This window comes from Priestia sp. FSL P4-0332 (assembly GCF_038005845.1).
Lineage (GTDB): Bacteria > Bacillota > Bacilli > Bacillales > Bacillaceae_H > Priestia.
The window spans coordinates 3,638,639-3,654,869 of the sequence record NZ_JBBOUA010000001.1; the positions used below are offsets into that span (position 1 = coordinate 3,638,639).

Annotated in this window: 21 protein-coding genes; 8 read left to right on the plus strand and 13 right to left on the minus strand. The window is 36.7% G+C overall.

Annotated elements, in window-relative coordinates:
* Nucleotides 1-4: 4 nt before the first annotated feature.
* Entirely contained in the window at nucleotides 5-538 is a 534-nt protein-coding gene (locus MKY06_RS19030; RefSeq protein WP_064472248.1) for an SMI1/KNR4 family protein, read from the minus strand.
* A 19-nt stretch (nucleotides 539-557) separates the two neighbouring features.
* Complete coding sequence (locus MKY06_RS19035) at nucleotides 558-776, minus strand: hypothetical protein (RefSeq protein WP_289917002.1); 219 nt, start codon at nucleotides 774-776, stop codon at nucleotides 558-560.
* 336 nt (nucleotides 777-1,112) lie between these two features.
* On the opposite strand from MKY06_RS19035, the gene MKY06_RS19040 reads away from it, so the two are divergent.
* Nucleotides 1,113-2,225, plus strand: coding sequence for a type II asparaginase (locus tag MKY06_RS19040; protein ID WP_098288209.1), 1,113 nt, complete (start codon nucleotides 1,113-1,115; stop codon nucleotides 2,223-2,225).
* A gap of 152 nt (nucleotides 2,226-2,377) precedes the next feature.
* Here the strand turns inward: MKY06_RS19040 and MKY06_RS19045 are convergent, their stop codons facing one another.
* From MKY06_RS19045 to MKY06_RS19070, 6 genes are all read right to left on the minus strand, one after another.
* Nucleotides 2,378-2,764, minus strand: a complete 387-nt coding sequence (locus MKY06_RS19045; protein ID WP_057273776.1) for a hypothetical protein — start codon at nucleotides 2,762-2,764, stop codon at nucleotides 2,378-2,380.
* Nucleotides 2,765-3,105: 341 nt separating this feature from the next.
* Nucleotides 3,106-3,969, minus strand: coding sequence for a DUF4097 family beta strand repeat-containing protein (locus tag MKY06_RS19050; protein WP_098598105.1), 864 nt, complete (start codon nucleotides 3,967-3,969; stop codon nucleotides 3,106-3,108).
* Nucleotides 3,959-4,522: an HAAS signaling domain-containing protein gene (locus tag MKY06_RS19055; protein ID WP_098757754.1), complete on the minus strand. Its 564-nt coding sequence runs from the start codon at nucleotides 4,520-4,522 to the stop codon at nucleotides 3,959-3,961. The genes MKY06_RS19050 and MKY06_RS19055 overlap by 11 nt, the downstream gene beginning before the upstream one ends.
* Nucleotides 4,509-4,838 carry a PadR family transcriptional regulator gene (locus tag MKY06_RS19060; RefSeq protein WP_013058428.1) on the minus strand — a complete coding sequence of 110 codons (330 nt, stop codon included), beginning with the start codon at nucleotides 4,836-4,838 and terminating at the stop codon, nucleotides 4,509-4,511. The genes MKY06_RS19055 and MKY06_RS19060 overlap by 14 nt, the downstream gene beginning before the upstream one ends.
* A 273-nt stretch (nucleotides 4,839-5,111) precedes the next feature.
* Nucleotides 5,112-5,267: a hypothetical protein gene (locus MKY06_RS19065; protein ID WP_029323541.1), complete on the minus strand. Its 156-nt coding sequence runs from the start codon at nucleotides 5,265-5,267 to the stop codon at nucleotides 5,112-5,114.
* A 321-nt stretch (nucleotides 5,268-5,588) separates the two neighbouring features.
* Nucleotides 5,589-6,440, minus strand: coding sequence for an aldo/keto reductase (locus tag MKY06_RS19070; RefSeq protein WP_289917051.1), 852 nt, complete (start codon nucleotides 6,438-6,440; stop codon nucleotides 5,589-5,591).
* A 264-nt stretch (nucleotides 6,441-6,704) separates the two neighbouring features.
* On the opposite strand from MKY06_RS19070, the gene MKY06_RS19075 reads away from it, so the two are divergent.
* Nucleotides 6,705-7,133: a MerR family transcriptional regulator gene (locus MKY06_RS19075; protein ID WP_029323545.1), complete on the plus strand. Its 429-nt coding sequence runs from the start codon at nucleotides 6,705-6,707 to the stop codon at nucleotides 7,131-7,133.
* A 154-nt stretch (nucleotides 7,134-7,287) separates the two neighbouring features.
* Here the strand turns inward: MKY06_RS19075 and MKY06_RS19080 are convergent, their stop codons facing one another.
* A complete protein-coding gene (locus tag MKY06_RS19080) occupies nucleotides 7,288-8,190 on the minus strand; it encodes a LysR family transcriptional regulator (RefSeq protein ID WP_013058430.1) in 903 nt (300 codons plus the stop codon).
* Nucleotides 8,191-8,368: 178 nt separating this feature from the next.
* On the opposite strand from MKY06_RS19080, the gene MKY06_RS19085 reads away from it, so the two are divergent.
* The 4 genes from MKY06_RS19085 (at nucleotide 8,369) to MKY06_RS19100 (ending at nucleotide 12,204) form a co-directional block, all read left to right on the plus strand.
* Nucleotides 8,369-9,472, plus strand: coding sequence for an alpha/beta hydrolase (locus MKY06_RS19085; RefSeq protein ID WP_098277796.1), 1,104 nt, complete (start codon nucleotides 8,369-8,371; stop codon nucleotides 9,470-9,472).
* A gap of 126 nt (nucleotides 9,473-9,598) precedes the next feature.
* A complete protein-coding gene (locus MKY06_RS19090; RefSeq protein ID WP_289917058.1) occupies nucleotides 9,599-10,114 on the plus strand; it encodes a cyclophilin-like fold protein in 516 nt (171 codons plus the stop codon).
* A gap of 81 nt (nucleotides 10,115-10,195) precedes the next feature.
* Complete coding sequence (locus MKY06_RS19095; RefSeq protein WP_289917060.1) at nucleotides 10,196-11,365, plus strand: MFS transporter; 1,170 nt, start codon at nucleotides 10,196-10,198, stop codon at nucleotides 11,363-11,365.
* A 131-nt stretch (nucleotides 11,366-11,496) separates the two neighbouring features.
* A complete protein-coding gene (locus MKY06_RS19100) occupies nucleotides 11,497-12,204 on the plus strand; it encodes an SDR family oxidoreductase (RefSeq protein WP_029323551.1) in 708 nt (235 codons plus the stop codon).
* 113 nt (nucleotides 12,205-12,317) lie between these two features.
* On the opposite strand, the gene MKY06_RS19105 is transcribed toward MKY06_RS19100, so the two are convergent.
* From MKY06_RS19105 to MKY06_RS19115, 3 genes are all read right to left on the minus strand, one after another.
* Nucleotides 12,318-12,728 (minus strand): cupin domain-containing protein, encoded by a 411-nt coding sequence (locus MKY06_RS19105; protein ID WP_029323553.1) that lies wholly within the window; start codon nucleotides 12,726-12,728, stop codon nucleotides 12,318-12,320.
* A 64-nt stretch (nucleotides 12,729-12,792) separates the two neighbouring features.
* Nucleotides 12,793-13,656, minus strand: coding sequence for an aldo/keto reductase (locus MKY06_RS19110; RefSeq protein ID WP_029323556.1), 864 nt, complete (start codon nucleotides 13,654-13,656; stop codon nucleotides 12,793-12,795).
* 118 nt (nucleotides 13,657-13,774) lie between these two features.
* The gene (locus MKY06_RS19115) at nucleotides 13,775-14,530 is read right to left on the minus strand and encodes a carboxymuconolactone decarboxylase family protein (protein WP_029323558.1); all 756 of its coding nucleotides are present in this window, start codon (nucleotides 14,528-14,530) and stop codon (nucleotides 13,775-13,777) included.
* Nucleotides 14,531-14,739: 209 nt separating this feature from the next.
* On the opposite strand from MKY06_RS19115, the gene MKY06_RS19120 reads away from it, so the two are divergent.
* A complete protein-coding gene (locus tag MKY06_RS19120; protein WP_029323560.1) occupies nucleotides 14,740-15,288 on the plus strand; it encodes a TetR/AcrR family transcriptional regulator in 549 nt (182 codons plus the stop codon).
* A gap of 119 nt (nucleotides 15,289-15,407) precedes the next feature.
* Nucleotides 15,408-15,575: a hypothetical protein gene (locus MKY06_RS19125; protein WP_170960220.1), complete on the plus strand. Its 168-nt coding sequence runs from the start codon at nucleotides 15,408-15,410 to the stop codon at nucleotides 15,573-15,575.
* A gap of 176 nt (nucleotides 15,576-15,751) precedes the next feature.
* Here MKY06_RS19125 and MKY06_RS19130 read toward each other — a convergent pair whose 3' ends face one another.
* Nucleotides 15,752-16,222, minus strand: coding sequence for a DinB family protein (locus MKY06_RS19130; protein ID WP_057273788.1), 471 nt, complete (start codon nucleotides 16,220-16,222; stop codon nucleotides 15,752-15,754).
* Between the last annotated feature and the right edge of the window lie 9 nt (nucleotides 16,223-16,231).

Consider the following 16,231-nt stretch of genomic DNA (forward strand, 5'->3'; position numbering starts at 1 on the left):
TTAATTATTTTGGATCTAATGGTGGCACACGAAATAGCTGCTTTAAAAAATCATCGAAAGTATCTGCTATTTTAATATACTCCCATTCTATAGTGTCGTACGTTGAAGTTGAGAAGTTTTCTGCGATATACATAACAGCAGGATTTTGTGATCTATTGCGATAATTCAACACGACCCAATAGTGAAAATCTGTCCATAATACCACAAATTCACCAGTGAGGCTTACTTCTTTTAATAGTTCTTTAGAAGACAAGATGCTTATATCTTCCTTTTCAAAATGTATAGGATCAATATCGCTAATCCTTGCTCTTCCTCCATAAGGAATACTTTCGGTATCTCCATCAGGTAACATAAAGTATGGATAGTTAAGTCCTCCACCATTTCTTATTTTCATTAAATCCAATAATGAACTAGGTAACTTAACACCTAAAATAGCTTCAGCTTGCTTTATGATTTCATCATTTATCGGATAATCTATACGCTTATATTCACTATCGTCACTCCAAAAACTATCTCCTCGATAAAATTCTTTTTTCAAAACTTCACCTTCTTCCAATTTAAGTATTAAGTAATTGTTTTAATTCCTTTTTTAAGCTTTTATAATGCCAATGAATATGATCAAGTTCTATCTCTATTTCAATTAATTGTTTGATTAGCTTTTCTTGATTTAGTGAAGAACGAAGAGTTTCTCTAATTAATCGATCAATTTTATTACTGCTTTTGTAAATGTCGTTTAAATCAACTGCTAATTCCACATACTCTTTTTTTTGAATCAAATAAGGAAAACTTCTTTATTAGTTCATCTACAAGGGTCGGCTTCACTTTAACCGCTCCCTTTTAACCCTTATGTATTTTAGATATTTCCATCCTCTATAAAAAATTATTAAAACTGGTTAGAGTAGTTTATTAGAATAGTTAAGTTCCATAAATTTCTTCATTTGTGATATTATTGACTCGTTTTACCATACAGCGTGTACCTTTTCTTCTAATTTATTTGTTTGGAGAAAGATGTTTCAAATACAGATCTTAATAAAATAGCACCTTGGATATTTTAAATTCAAATTACCCATAATATCGTTACATGTCTTTTGCGTAAAAGGAGCGAAGTAACGATGGAACTGAAAAGAATAGTAGGCCTCACCTTTTTATCAAGCGTTATCTTATTTTCGGGACCTTTATCATTGGTCAATGCATCGGTAAATGATTCTAAAATGACTGTGAAAAATTCAGTGAAAGAAAAATTGCCCAATATAAAGATTTTGGCCACTGGAGGTACGATTGCAGGTTCTTCTGAAAGCAGCACAGACACAACTGGATATGAATCAGGAGCTCTTGATATTAAAACCATCATTAAAGCTGTTCCTGAGTTAAAAAAACTAGCGAATGTAAGCGGAGAACAGGTCGTAAATATCGGAAGTCAAAATATAGATAACACCATTTTGTTAAAGTTAGCGAAACGAATTAATACGCTATTAGCGTCTAAAGACGTTGATGGTATTGTCGTGACACACGGATCTGATACGATGGAGGAAACGGCTTATTTTCTAAATTTAGTAGTAAAAAGTAAAAAACCTGTGGTTGTGGTTGGTTCAATGAGACCAGCTACCGCTATAAGTGCAGATGGACCGCTAAACTTGTATAATGCAGTGAAAATTGCTTCTAAAAAGGACGCACGAAATACCGGTGTTTTAGTGGCACTTAACGATCGAATTGGCGCAGCTCGCTATATAACAAAAACGCATACAACGGCAGTTGATACGTTTAAATCTCCTGAACAAGGATATGTAGGAGAAATAGCTGGAGATAAGGTATTATTTTATAACAAACCAACTCGCAAGCATACAACGCAATCAACATTTGATGTATCAAAATTAGATAAGCTTCCTCAAGTAGACATCATATATGGATACCAAAACGACTCTAGGAACTTTTATGACACGGCCGTAAAAGCCGGAGCAAAAGGAATAGTCGTCGCAGGAGCAGGAAACGGACTGCTATCGGATGCTGCCCTAGCAGGTGCTAGAGATGCGGTAAAAAAAGGCGTAGTTATTGTGAGGTCTAGCCGGGTAGGAAGCGGAGTTGTGACACATGAAGAATCAGATGCTAAAGATACGTTTGTTACATCCGATTCGCTAAATCCACAAAAAGCCCGTATTCTTTTAATGCTTGCCTTAACGAGAACGAAGGATCCTCAAAAGATTCAAGAATATTTTAATGAGTATTAAATCAAAAATATCTTTCATCCTCTGTTTTGACTAATTTTTTAAAAACAATCGTTAACGACAGCTTATAAGAAGAACATAAAGAGGTTGAGACATCACTAACATACTTTTGCCTCACCCTCTTTTAAAAATGAAAGAAACTATCAGCAGGTTCCTTATTCATTTCCCCAGTTCTTGCTTTCCATAATTAAATGATTTGAGGTGCCGTCTAGTACACGCCACACTAAAGTCTTGCCTTCTATATCCTTTAACTCGATAATGCCCTCTAGCTTATTGGTATTCACATGGACACGTCTTTCATCTATTCTTTGCGCACTTTTTAATCTTGTTCCAAATGTTGCAGGACTTTCTTCCGTTAGCTTTACAATGACATTTATCATACGTTTGTCAGAGACATAGTTTTTGCTGTTCTCGTAGTTCTTATCAGCAGGCTTAATAGCCTGTTCTAACCCAGTTTCGTATTGGCGCCAATCAACAATTAAAAAAATCGCAAATACTAAAGACACTGTGAGTAACAAGCCGTACGCAACATATCGTTTCATTTATTTTTGCTCCTTTCTGATAGTGGCTGATAGGTAAAGCGAAGAACATCCCTGTTAAGGAGATAGGTTGTATCAGAAAATAGTATCGTACCACTTTAAGAAATATTCCTTTTTTAAGAAAAAATAAAAGAAGTTATATTTTTTATAGGCCTTCCCTGCTCAAATTGCATGAACCAAGAGAGATTTGTATACGGCTCGTTTTTAGCTGCCACTATTACTTCGCCATAAACTAAATTAAAAAAGGTTCCACTCATCAACGTTCAATGAGTGAAACCTTTTTGGATTATCTCAGGCTAGCTGTACCATTGCTTTTTTGTAGGGGAGCTTATGATAACAAACAGTTACTTTATTACTGAAATACTGCCGTTATGAGTGGCTAGTTTAATGATATTCTTTCCTTTTCCAATAACAGCACTACTATCATATTTATTTAAAATATCGACTTTTCCATTGTCCACGGAAACATTAAATTGAACGTTACTTGGTTCTTTTTTCGTCGTAATCTTAATCTTTCCATTGTTCGTTTTAAAGTCAATATCTCGATCAAGTTCTTTTGTTTCTAAAGCGATACTTCCGTTATGGGTTTCCCCTTTTAAACTACCTTGCACGTTACTCAGCGTTATTTTTCCATTATTCACTTTTGCTTGAACCGTTTTTGCTGCAGCATTTTTTATGCTTGTAAGTCCATTGTGTACGCTGGTGTTCAGGTTTTGTGAATCAATGTCCTCTAATTCTACACGTCCATTGTTTGCGCCAATGGAAACATCCGCTGCGCGTAATTTTTTAACAGACACATACCCATTGTTGCTGGAAATCCCCAATGAATTATACTGTTTTTCAGGCAGATAAACGTTGATGGATAGCGGTTTTAATACACTAACAATATCAAAATTGACCCAGCTGCGCTGCTGTTCATTATAGGAGATGAAAAGCGTTGAATTTTTAACGGCAGTAGTGAAGTCTCTTTTTATATTAGGAGATGTTTCGCCTTTTAATGTTACTTTGACATTATCGCCTTTGATAGGGTACACGTGAACACGAGTATTATCCGTATCAATGTTTACTTTTGATACTTGATTGCTGTTAATAACTTTTTCTTTTGAAATAGGTTCAGGATCAATCGCACGATAAGTAAGGAGACTGCCTATAATCCCAACAAGGATGAGAATGCCTGCAAGAATGGAGAGTTTCTTTTTATTCAGCACGTTTTAAACCGCCTTTCACCAGTGATACATTGTATTTTAGATAACGTACAAAGCCTTTTATAGCTAGCTTCGTTACAACTAACATACCTAACATAATAAAATATCCAATTCCGCAAAATGCTAAAGACATGAATAAATTAAAGAGAAAAAAGCCGCTCGAATGTACAATAGCCTCACCGAGAACTAGAATAGGAGATAGCAAGAAACATAGACCTATGGCCCAAGCTGACAAAATGAAGCCAGCTAATGCGACGGCGGGCCCAAGCACAATCACTACATTAAAAAAAGCTAAACCAATTACGGCCCAAGTGGCTCTCAAAATATTTTGAGTTGTTGCCTTAGCTGTTGCTTGCTCAACGTGATAATCTGCCAGCAATTCTTTGGCTATTTGATTCGGAGAACCTAGCGACGTTACAATTTCTTCTTCTGTTTTTCCTTCTTCTAAGCCAATGGAAAAATGTTCTTCATAATCTTGTAGAATATCTGCACGTTCTTTTGAAGACAATGGTTTTAAGAATTCATTTAATTGCTGTAAAAATTTACTCTTCGACATTGTTCACACCTTCTTTAATTAATTGATTAACACCTCTTGAAAACTCGTTCCATTCATCGATAAGTTCGTATAAATAATCCCTTCCTTTAGCTGTAAGCTGATAATACTTCCTTGAGGGACCTTCTGTAGATTCCTTTAAGTACGTTGTAAAATATTCTTCTTTTGTTAATCGGCGCAGAAGAGGATATACCGACCCTTCTGATATTTCAATTTGATCGGAGATTTTTTGAACTAATTCATATCCATAGCGGTCTTTCTTATCAAGCAACACAAGGACACAAAGCTCTAAAACTCCTTTTTTAAATTGCACGTTCACTGTTCTTCACCCTTTTCTTTTCACAGTCCACTACTGTTTATTGTATAGTACTGATTCATAATGATTTCCTAATAATTACAATATATCACCGGCTATTGTTTATTGCAAGGTACTGTTTAATAATTTTTAACCATTTTTACAATCGTAAGGTATTTTTTATAAAGCAAGGTTCAACCTTCTTTTTCTAATTAGCTTATATATGGAATTTTTTTAACGCGGCCAAAAGAAAAAGCAGCCTATAACTATAGACTACATAGCAGCAATCAAGCCAGGCTATTTTTCTTTTGCTTGTTTGATAAATAAAAAGAAAACCGTTATTAAGATAAAATAGTTTAGCGGGTTTTGGAAAACGTCTCCGCCTAAAGCCAATTGTAATAAGATCCATAAAGCGAATATCACTAGTATGGCTGGTATTATAAGTTTGTTCATACATCACTCATCCTTCGTCTAAGAGTAATAAAGCAATCGTGGCTCTCAATATTTTTTTATACTGTAAAATCAAATCCATAAATAGCTTTGAAAGTATACTGATTGAATATTTATAAGAATATCACCTTTAAGATAAAATTTAACAATTGTTACTATAATTGATAGAAATGCCTTAAATACATTTGATTTTTTTGTAATAAATTAAAGAAAAAAGAAACCGTTATTTTACATTTTCAAACAATAAAAAACAGCCAATTTTATGGCTGTTTTAAAGTAGAGTGCTATCAAAAATTTCATTTTCTAGGTGGTGCAAACCTTTCATTATTCATGAATTTTCCATCCATTTAAGGCTTTAGCCGTATCGGCGGTAAAATGATCAATGATTTCACTTTTCCCGCTGTCCATAGCAGTAATGGCTGCCATATCTTCATCACTTAACGTGAAATCCCAGACGTTAAAGTTTTCAGCGATACGTTCTTTACGAACAGATTTTGGAATGGTAACGACACCACGTTGAATATGCCAGCGCAAAATAACTTGTGCCACTGTTTTTCCATATTTCGCTCCAATACCGGAAAGTAATTCATTTTGGAAGATATTATTTTGACCTTCTGCAAATGGTCCCCATGATTGTATTTGCACACCGTATTCTTCCATCACTTTCTTTGCAGCTTTCTGTTGAAAAAAAGGATGATTCTCCACTTGATTTACAGCTGGCACAACTTCATTATTTAAGATTAAATCAACTAAACGATCCGGATAAAAGTTGGATACACCGATAGCACGAATTTTCCCTTCTTTATAAAGCTCTTCCATTGCACGCCAAGAACCATAATAATCATTAAACGGCTGGTGAATTAAGTACAAATCAAGATAGTCAAGCCCTAGTTTGTCCAAAGAAACATGAAAGGCTTTTTTAGCACTTTCATAACCTTGATCCTGAACCCAAAGCTTTGTTGTAATAAAAAGCTCTTCTCTTGGAATACCACTTTTTTTGATAGCTGCACCAACTGCCTCTTCATTCATATAAGCCGCCGCTGTATCAATTAGACGATACCTTGCTTCAAGCGCGTTGGATACTGCGTGTTCACATTGAGCTGAATCAGGAACTTGAAATACACCGAAGCCTAAGATAGGCATTTCAACACCATTGTTTAAAGTAACTTTTTTCATATAAAATTCCTCCTGTTTTAAAGTTTCGTTAACCTTGCACAAGTATTATCCTAATACCTTCGTGTAACACGAGGTCAAGGCTTTTAAATAAATTAATTTAAGCTATTCGATGAGGAATTAAAGCGTATAAGGTGAAGAAAGTGGTTAAACTATATCTTCAAATTTAAATACGTAAATGATAAAAATCCTATTGCCTTCGTGTCACACGAATGTGATAGGATTTTAAGCAGTGATGAATAAAAAATGTTTATGGGAGTGGCTAAAATGTATACGGTGAAAGATGTGGCTAAGCTGCTTGATATAACGGAACATACGGTTCGTTTCTACACGGATAAAGGATTAGTTCCAAGTGTACAGCGTGATAAAAACAATATTCGCCTTTTTGATCAAGAGTCCATTAATTGGCTGACAGGTGTTAAATATTTAAAACAATGTGGGATGACAGTGGAAGACATTAAAACCTACGTAGATTTGTGTTTAGAAGGTGGAAGTACCATTCATGAGCGCTATCAAATCATTTTAAAACAAAAAGAGATCGCTAAAGCTCAATTAGAGGAAGCTAAAAGAACTGTAAAATATATGGACGAAAAAGCAAATCATTATCTTGATATTATTAACGGTTTATCACCAGATGACACTAACCCTGGCGAATGGGAGTTAATACATGCTAATAAAACATTCAAAGGATCTTAACATCACCTCTATATCGGCAGTAAAAAGACTTATCTAGCATACCGTATAGACAAGTCTTTTTACTGTCCTCGATTTTCAACTTTAACTCTCTTTAAAATATCCTGGGCGATTACAGCCGCTTTACTCCATTTGTTTGAGCTAGACCGATACCCTGTCAGTTTAGAGTGTGTGCAAATTCTTCCTGCAGTTCTTTTAAAAACGCATTCGCCGCAGCTGAAAGAACATGATGCTTTTTCCACACAATATTTAAGCCTGATTCAAGTCTTGGCTGTAAGGGTCTGAAACAAAGATTACTAGCAGTAGACGTATTGACTATTTTATCAAGTGTTATTGCATATCCGATGCCTTCTTCAACCATAATGGCCGCATTATATGCAAGATTGTATGTAGTGACGATGTTTAATTTATGAAAGTCTTCGCCAAACCAATCCGCAAATTCATTTTTGGAAAACGTCTGTTTCATGGCCTGTCGTGAACAAATCAGTGGAACGTTTAATAAATCCCCAGCTTGAATGCTTTCTTTGAGGGCAAGAGGACTGTCTTTTCTCATCACAACGCCCCAAACATCTTTGGCAGGCATATTAAGATAATTGTATTTTGAAATATCGGCTGGCTGAATTAAAATACCGAAATCAAGCAATCCCTTGTCAAGCCGTTCCGTTATATCTTCTTCGTTTCCGCTGTAGAGGTGATATCGTATATTAGGATAACGTACCTGTACATCTTTTGCTACTCGTGCAATGTGTTTCATTGCTTCAGTTTCTCCGCCGCCTATATAGACATCACCACCTATTGTTTCTTCCATCGAACTAAATTCTGCCTCTAATTTATCCACCATATTAACGATTTCCTCTGCCCTGTTTCGCAGAAGCATTCCTTCATCTGTCAGAAAGACACTGTGACTGCTGCGAATAAATAGTTTTTTACCTAACTCTTGTTCAAGGTCTTTTAATTGTCTAGACAAAGTTGGCTGTGTCACATGCAAAACATCAGCAGCTCTCGTGATGTTTCCTTCTCTTGCAACCGCAAGAAAATAGCGCAAAACTCGAATTTCCATATCCCCCTCCTCCTTTCATAAGCTTTAGTATATACACTCCAGAAATGCTTATCAAACATATCACGATATAAGATATAAGTATTTTTTATATTCAAAAGAAGCCGTTAGAATAAATAACAAAGAAGTTTATATCACAAAAACAACACCTTTACTTATTCAAAGTGGAAAGGAGCTTAAAATGAAAAAAAAATCTATGATTACACGTGTATGTAAAGTGATTGCCCTGTGCTTGCTTGTATCCACGACCATTGTTGCATCAAAAACTGACGTTAGCGCTGCATCGAAGACCGACGCTGCATACAAACCAGACATGTCCAATGGAGCAGATAATTTTTACAAAAGCAAGAAGGTAACAAAGAAAAAGGTTTCGTTTGAAAATCAATACAATATGAAAGTTGCAGGGAATCTTTTCATTCCAAAAGGTCTTAATAAAAAAACGAAGCACCCAGCAATCATCGTCGGGCATCCTATGGGTGCTGTGAAAGAACAAAGTGCAAATTTATACGCACAAAAGATGGCTGAAAAAGGTTTCGTTACGCTGTCATTAGATTTATCTTTTTGGGGAGAAAGTGAAGGCCAGCCTCGCAACGCTGTCTCACCAGATATCTATGCAGAAGATTTCAGTGCTGCAGTGGATTTCATAGGCACTCGAAAATTTGTTGATAAAGGCAGAATCGGTATTCTTGGTATTTGTGGCAGCGGGAGCTTTGCCATTAGCGCAGCCAAGCTCGACCCGCGCATGAAAGCCATTGCGACAGTCAGTATGTATGACATGGGGGCTGCTAACCGCAACGGGCTTAAACACTCTCAGACTGTCGAACAGAGAAAGAAGATTCTTGAAGAGGCAGCAGAGCAGCGCTATGTGGAATTTAAAGGCGGTAAAACTAAGTACACCGGCGGAACGGTACACGAATTAAATGAAAACTCTACGGACGTTGAACGTGAGTTTTATGATTTTTATCGTACTCCAAGAGGTGAATACACACCTAAAGGTTCGTCGCCAAAGCTGACGACTCACCCAACGCTTACCAGCAACGTTAAATTCATGAATTTTTATCCGTTTGAAGACATAGAGACGATTTCTCCTCGTCCAATGTTGTTCATTACCGGTGAAAACGCTCACTCTAGAGAGTTCAGCGAAGACGCCTACAAGCTAGCAGCTCAACCAAAAGAACTCTATATTGTTCCAGGCGCCGGGCATGTGGACTTGTATGATCGAGTGAATTTAATTCCTTTTGACAAGCTTGAATCCTTCTTCAAAGAAAATTTGAAGAAACAATAAGGCTCGTAAAGAGCATGACATCTTAATCGTAATTTGTATGAATTCCGGCCTATATTGTCGGAATTCATACGTTTTCGCCAATAGAATTTGAAAATTTAAAGGTAAAAATAGAAGGAGTCTAACAAGATGAAAAAGCTGTTGTGCCTAGCTTCTATCTTAGTAACAAGCGTTGTCCTTGCCGCTTGTGGCAACAATAATTCATCTGCAACCGACAGAAATCATAATGCAAATGACAACTTAAACCGGGAACCAGAACAATCAAAAGAAGATAGTATTTCAAATGCAAGAATAAAATTAACATTTGACAACAAAGAAGTAGTAGTAAGGATGTACAATAACCCAATAAGTAAGGATTTTCTAGCTCGATTACCTTTAACAGTAACTTTTGAAGATTATATAGGTAAAGAGAAAATTAGTATTTTACAAAAAAAATTATCTATAGATGATGTACAAGCCGGAAATCAATCAAAAAAAGGAGACTTTGCTTATTACGCTCCTTGGGGAAATTTAGCTATTTTTTATAAAGATTTTGAGGATTCTACAAACGACCTTATGATACTAGGTCAAATTGAATCAAGAAAGGAAAATTTTGAAAATGTTGATGGTTCTTTTACAGTTAGAATTGAAAAAGTGACTAAGTGAAAACATTACAATACACCTTTAACCACCCCACTTTACAGCAACTAGAACACAACATTTTTTAGAAAGAGGGATCTTTATTTTATGTCTAAACAAAATAAGCTACTTATATTTGTCTTAACCTTAGGAGCTTTCGGGATTATAAATACCGAAATGGGGGTTATAGGGATACTGCCCTACATTGCGGATCACTTTCATATCAGTGTATCAAAGGCCGGATGGCTGGTGAGTCTCTTTGCGCTTACTGTATCAATATCTGGTCCAACGATGCCGTTACTCTTTTCAGGAGTCAACCGTAAGAAAGCAATGTTACTTGTACTTGGTATTTTCGTTTTAGGTAACATTATCTCTATATTCACCACTAACTTTGCTATTGCCATAATTGCGCGTGTGATTCCAGCTATCTTTCATCCAATTTATTTTTCAGCAGCTTTTACAATGGCAGCGAACTCAGTCAGCAAGGAAGACGCTCCAAAAGCTGTTTCCAAAGTCTTTATTGGCGTATCTGCAGGCATGGTACTTGGTGTACCAATCGCAAGTTTTCTTGCAAGCACAGTTTCGTTTCAACTATCAATGACGTTTTTTTCTGTTATTAATGCTATTGTATTTATTGCTACGTGGGCATTCTTCCCTTCTATGCCTGTTACAGAAAGACTTTCATACGGAGCGCAGCTAAGCGTATTAAAAAAACCTATTACTTGGCTTTCTATTATTGCCGTCCTTTTACTGAATTCAGCAGTATTTGGGGTTTACAGTTATCTTGCTGAGTATCTTAAAAGCGTTACGAACATCTCTGGACAATTAATTAGTTTCATGTTGATTCTATTCGGTGGGGCAAATATTCTCGGAAATATTATCGCAGGGAAGTTACTTACGAAAAATGCCATTAAAACTGTAGTCGTTTTCCCTTTCGCATTGGGAGTCGTTTACATCATTTTATTCTTCATCGGACAGTTTACTTGGCCTATGGCTATCATGACTTTAGTTTGGGGAATATTCGCTGGTATAGGAACGAATATTAATCAATATTGGATTTCCTCCGCAGCTCCAGAAGCACCTGATTTTGCGAATGGATTATTTTTATCATCCGTTAACTTAGGAACAACGATTGGTACAGCTGTGGGTGGACTATTTATATCAGGAATGGGTACACAATATGTTGTACTAGTGGGGATCTTGTCATTAATATTGAGTGTACTATTCATTTTACCAAGAAGCTACATGCAGCGTCCGGTAAGTCAACTTTCAAAATAAGACATCAGCGCAACTTTCTTTCGGGATCCCTAGCAGGATCCCTTTGTTTTCTTTTATTACATCTATGAAAAGCAGCAATCCGTTCTAATCAATGCTTACAGCATTAATATATAAAAAATGGAGGACTTGAAATGGAAAAATACACTAAAGTGGCACTTGTCACCGGCGGAAATCGCGGTATTGGATATGAACTAGTGAGACAGTTGGCGATGGAAGGTTTTAAGGTCATTTTGACGAGCCGTAATTCAGAAACCGGACATAAAGCCGTGCAAAAACTTAAAGACTCTCATCTTGATGTTTCATATGTGGTGATGGATATAAGCAATGAAGCCAGCATCCTCAAAGCTGCAGCTACAGTAAGTGAACAATATGGACGATTAGATGTATTGATTAATAATGCGGGCATATATTTGGATAAAAACCAAAAATTAGTCAATATGGATCCTTCTATTCTAGAGAAAACGCTGGCAACGAACTTCTTCGGTGCCTACCATGTAATCCGTTCCTTTATACCCCTCATGGAACAGCAATCCTACGGAAGAATTATTAATGTTTCCTCAGAATATGGAGCCATGAGTGAAATGTCATCTCCAGGAGTTGGCGCTTATAAGTTATCTAAGCTTATTCTAAATGGCTTAACGCAATTAATAGCTGCAGAAAGCACCAATGATATCAAAATTAACGCGGTCGATCCAGGATGGGTAAGCTCAGATATGGGTGGACCATCAGCTCCAAGAACTCCAGAGCAAGCTGCTCGTTCTATCCTTTGGTTAGCAACGATTGGAACTGAAGAACCTTCCGGAGGCTTTTTTAAAGATGAAAAACAAATCGATTGGTGAATGTTTAGAGCTTTAAGTACCTCCCCTATGATATTTTGAATTTATAATAAAAAACCTACGGATTATTACCAATAATCCGTAGGTTTTTTTGTTTCTAGCATATATGCAATCTATTATTTTATGTTGTTATATTCCTCATCCGTTACTGGTTCTAACCATTCCGGCGTACCGGCAGTGATGGCAATGTGTTCAAACCAGCTGTCTTTTGCAGCACCATGCCAATGTTTTACACCATCATGTGTAACAACAACATCTCCAGCTTTTAAGAATTGTGCAGGTTTTCCTTCTTCTTGGTACCAGCCTTCGCCACCTGTTACTAATAAAAGCTGAAATCCATCACGATGAATATGCCAGTTATTGCGGCATCCAGGTTCAAAGGTCACATTTCCAACTCCGACATTCACTTTGGGATCGGCGATTAATGTTTGAAGATAGCTTTGTCCAACAAAAAATTGTGCATACGCTTCGTTTTTTTCTCCTACTGGGAAAATAACGCCATTTTTTACTTCTTCATGTTTTGCCATTTTGATTCCTCCAATAATATCATTCATAGTTGTATGTCTTGGCTCATTCATTGCTATTACATGTTTACTTCAACTTCCCACCAAATACCGGGAAGTAGCTATGCTCACCATAATCCTGAATAGGTTCGACATTTTTCAAAATTTCCATATCTGCATCACTAATCACAAAATCAAGCTCTGCATTGATTCTCATATGATCTGGGTTTGCGGTCTTAGGAATTACTGCAAGACCAAGCTGAATATCATAGCGTAGGCAAAGCTGCGCGACAGATACCCCATATTTATCAGCTATTACCTTAACTTCTTTATTATCAAGAACTGCACCGTGTGCAATTGGCGAATATGCTTCTACCAAGATGTCATTCTTCTGACAAAACTCAATTAAATCTAAAGGCGTGTTGCTCACATGTACTAATACCTGATTGACCATAGGCTTGATTTCACAGCTTGAAAGAATATTCTCTATATCATCCTGAAGGAAATTAGAAAGACCGATTGCCTTTACCTTTCCTGCTTTATAAGCGTCCTCCATTGCTTTCCATGCCTCTTTGTTTTCTTCGAAATAGCGATTTTCTTCTCTAAACTCCGTCCAAGGCTGTGGACTGTGGATAATGAGAAGATCAATGTAATCCAGCCCCATCTTTGTTAAAGACTCATCAATGGACTCCGTAACTTCCTCATAAGTCTTTGCTTCTGCTGCAACCTTTGTTGTAATGAAAAGCTCTTCTCTTTCAACACCGCTAGAACGGATTCCTTCGCCTATACCAGCTTCATTCATATAAGCTTGAGCCGTATCAATGTGACGGTACCCATTAGAGACCGCATCACGCACTGCCTGCGCTGCCTGTTCATCATCAAGCAGCCAAGTACCAAGGCCTAATAGCGGCATTTCTACACCGTTTGATAATTTATACGTTTCGTTAAACATGTTTTTTATCTCCTTTGAATTGTTCTATTTTTTGTAGTAACTTGTCCTATATACTTTGGTTTCCCATTTCTTATCAGGGAAATCTTCACATAAAACAGAGATTCTTTACTTTCTTCTCTTAGTTTTCAGGGCTAATTTCATTAATACAAGCTAATGTATTTAGTGTTCTTGGAAAGCCCATATATGGAAGACAGTGAGTGATTGCATCAATCAATTGTTCCTTGGCATTTCCCACATTCAGATTCCCTTGTACATGTGCCTTCACTTGACCTTCAGCACCACCTAACGCACTTACAATACAGAGAGTTAATAGCTCTCTTGTTTGCAAATCAAGTCCGCTGCGGGTGTAGAAATCTCCGAAACAAAAAGCCGAAAGATATTCCTGTATATGCGTTTGATTCGATGGAGCATTCTTCTGCATTTTTTTAATAACATCCCCGAAAATCTCTACTTGAGTAGCCAGCCCTTTTTGAGAGCGATTCTGTTCATTTACCGTCTTTTGACTCTCTATCGGTAAAACAATTTCCTTTGCTTTGAAAACCTCGTTAACTTTATCGATGGCATTTAACGTTTTTGGAAATCCAATGTATGGTGCACACTGGTAAACAGCTTCTTTAATTTCTACAGGTGTTAGACCAACACTCAGCGCTGCGCTAACATGTGCTGTTAGTTGAGGCAACGTCTGGTTAGTAGCCAGAACTACCAATGTAATTAGCTCGCGCTCCTTGTCATTTAGCTCACCTTGATAAAAAATTTCTCCAAAAATAAAATGGCTCAGAATGTCCTGAAAATCCGGATCGGTAACATGTGTAGCTGGAACACCATCGCCAAACAGCTGCTTGTATTTTTCTATACTCCTGTCAATGCGGTTCACAAACATTCCTCCTATTGAAGTTCATTTTTCTATAGTTTTAAAAGTATCTACCTGTCTGCTGAAAATCAATATTGATTGATTAATCAACATCTGTCTATAATTATAAAAGCAAATAAGATCCTTTCAATCGCTAATTAAAGGCGATTCGTTGATTACTCAACAAATGAAGAGATATTGTTGAATATCTTTAAAAAAAGTGAGGTTTTAAAGTGGCTAAAGTCGATAGAAGAATACTCAAAAGCCAAGAGGCTATAAAAAAAGCAGTTACTGAGTTAATGACCCAAAAACGATTTGATGACATTACCATTCAGGACATTGCTGACAAAGCAAACGTTAACCGAGGCACAATTTATCTTCACTACATGGATAAATACGATTTACTAGATAAGATGATTGAAGAGCATATGAACAATCTCGAGGAACTATGCCATTCGGCTGCTGATATGACGTTTCAAGAAGGAAATTATATTTGGTTTGAATACTTTGAGCGCCACCACCTGTTCTTTTCCACCATGTTAGAAAGTAAAGGCGCACATTATTTCCGCAGCCGTTTTCTCGAGTTAGTCATCCAAGAGTATAGTCCTGAAGTTGATATAACTAAAGGTGAAAACGAAGGGTTAAGTAAAGAAGTTGTTGTTCAATTCTTTGCCTCAGCTGTTGTAGGGACAGTAGAATGGTGGTTTAAAAATGGCATGCACGTTCCAACCGATGTCATAGCTGAGCAAACTGGCATATTGTTAGATCGGAATTTAGAATAATTTATTGCGTTTTTAAAAGCAATTAAATAACCTGGACTCTACAGAGGATCCAGGTTATTTATAAATAGTACTAAAGCACGGAGAATAAGCGCCGAAACATATTTTGATTCATCTAATGAATGAAAGACGCAGAAAAGCTATTAAACGGAAATGAGGTAGCTTTCCCCCCAGCTCCGCCTGAACGTTTAGAAGCAGGTTTGGATGATATTCTATGCAGAGCACGTTTTCAAGATCCAGAAGTCGCAGCGGCTATCTCCATGGAGATAGCTGCTGGTATAGTTTTATAGCTAATTAATTGGCTCGTCTATTCGGAAAGATATTGCAGCGATGTTTGGTAAAATTGACATGCAAAAAGCACAGATTACAAGCAATGAGCTTTCTATAAATACAAAAAATATTTCTTAGCAAATAGGGACATTACGATAACTAACTTTATCTATGATATACATATTATTTAATTGATTTAATCCCATATTCTAGGTCGATCAACCTCCATGATTCTCAAATACTGTAAGAGTTGTCCAGCGTGTACGGATTCATGATAGCCTATCCGCATCAACATATCCCCTAAAGAACGAATATAACCAACATCTGAACGGTCTATTTGAATGTTAGTTAAATCTTCTTCAGAAAAAGTAGTAATCATGTCTAAAAATTGTTGGTGGTATGATGCTGCAAACTCCAATTCATCCTTTATAGATTGTAATGGTCTTTTTTCAAAAGGAGAATCAAATTCCTTTAAGCTGCCCAAATTTTTGATAGCTAGATGATAATAGTATTCTGACTCCAAGACATGACGAACCATTTCTACGCATGTCATAGCTTCTTTATCTGGCTTCCAATCGAGTTTATCATCAGGAATTGCTTGCCAAACCTTTATACTTCTTCTTCTAATCTCTTTTATATTTAATACTATTGTGTCTGTTCCATTCATTTCCATCCC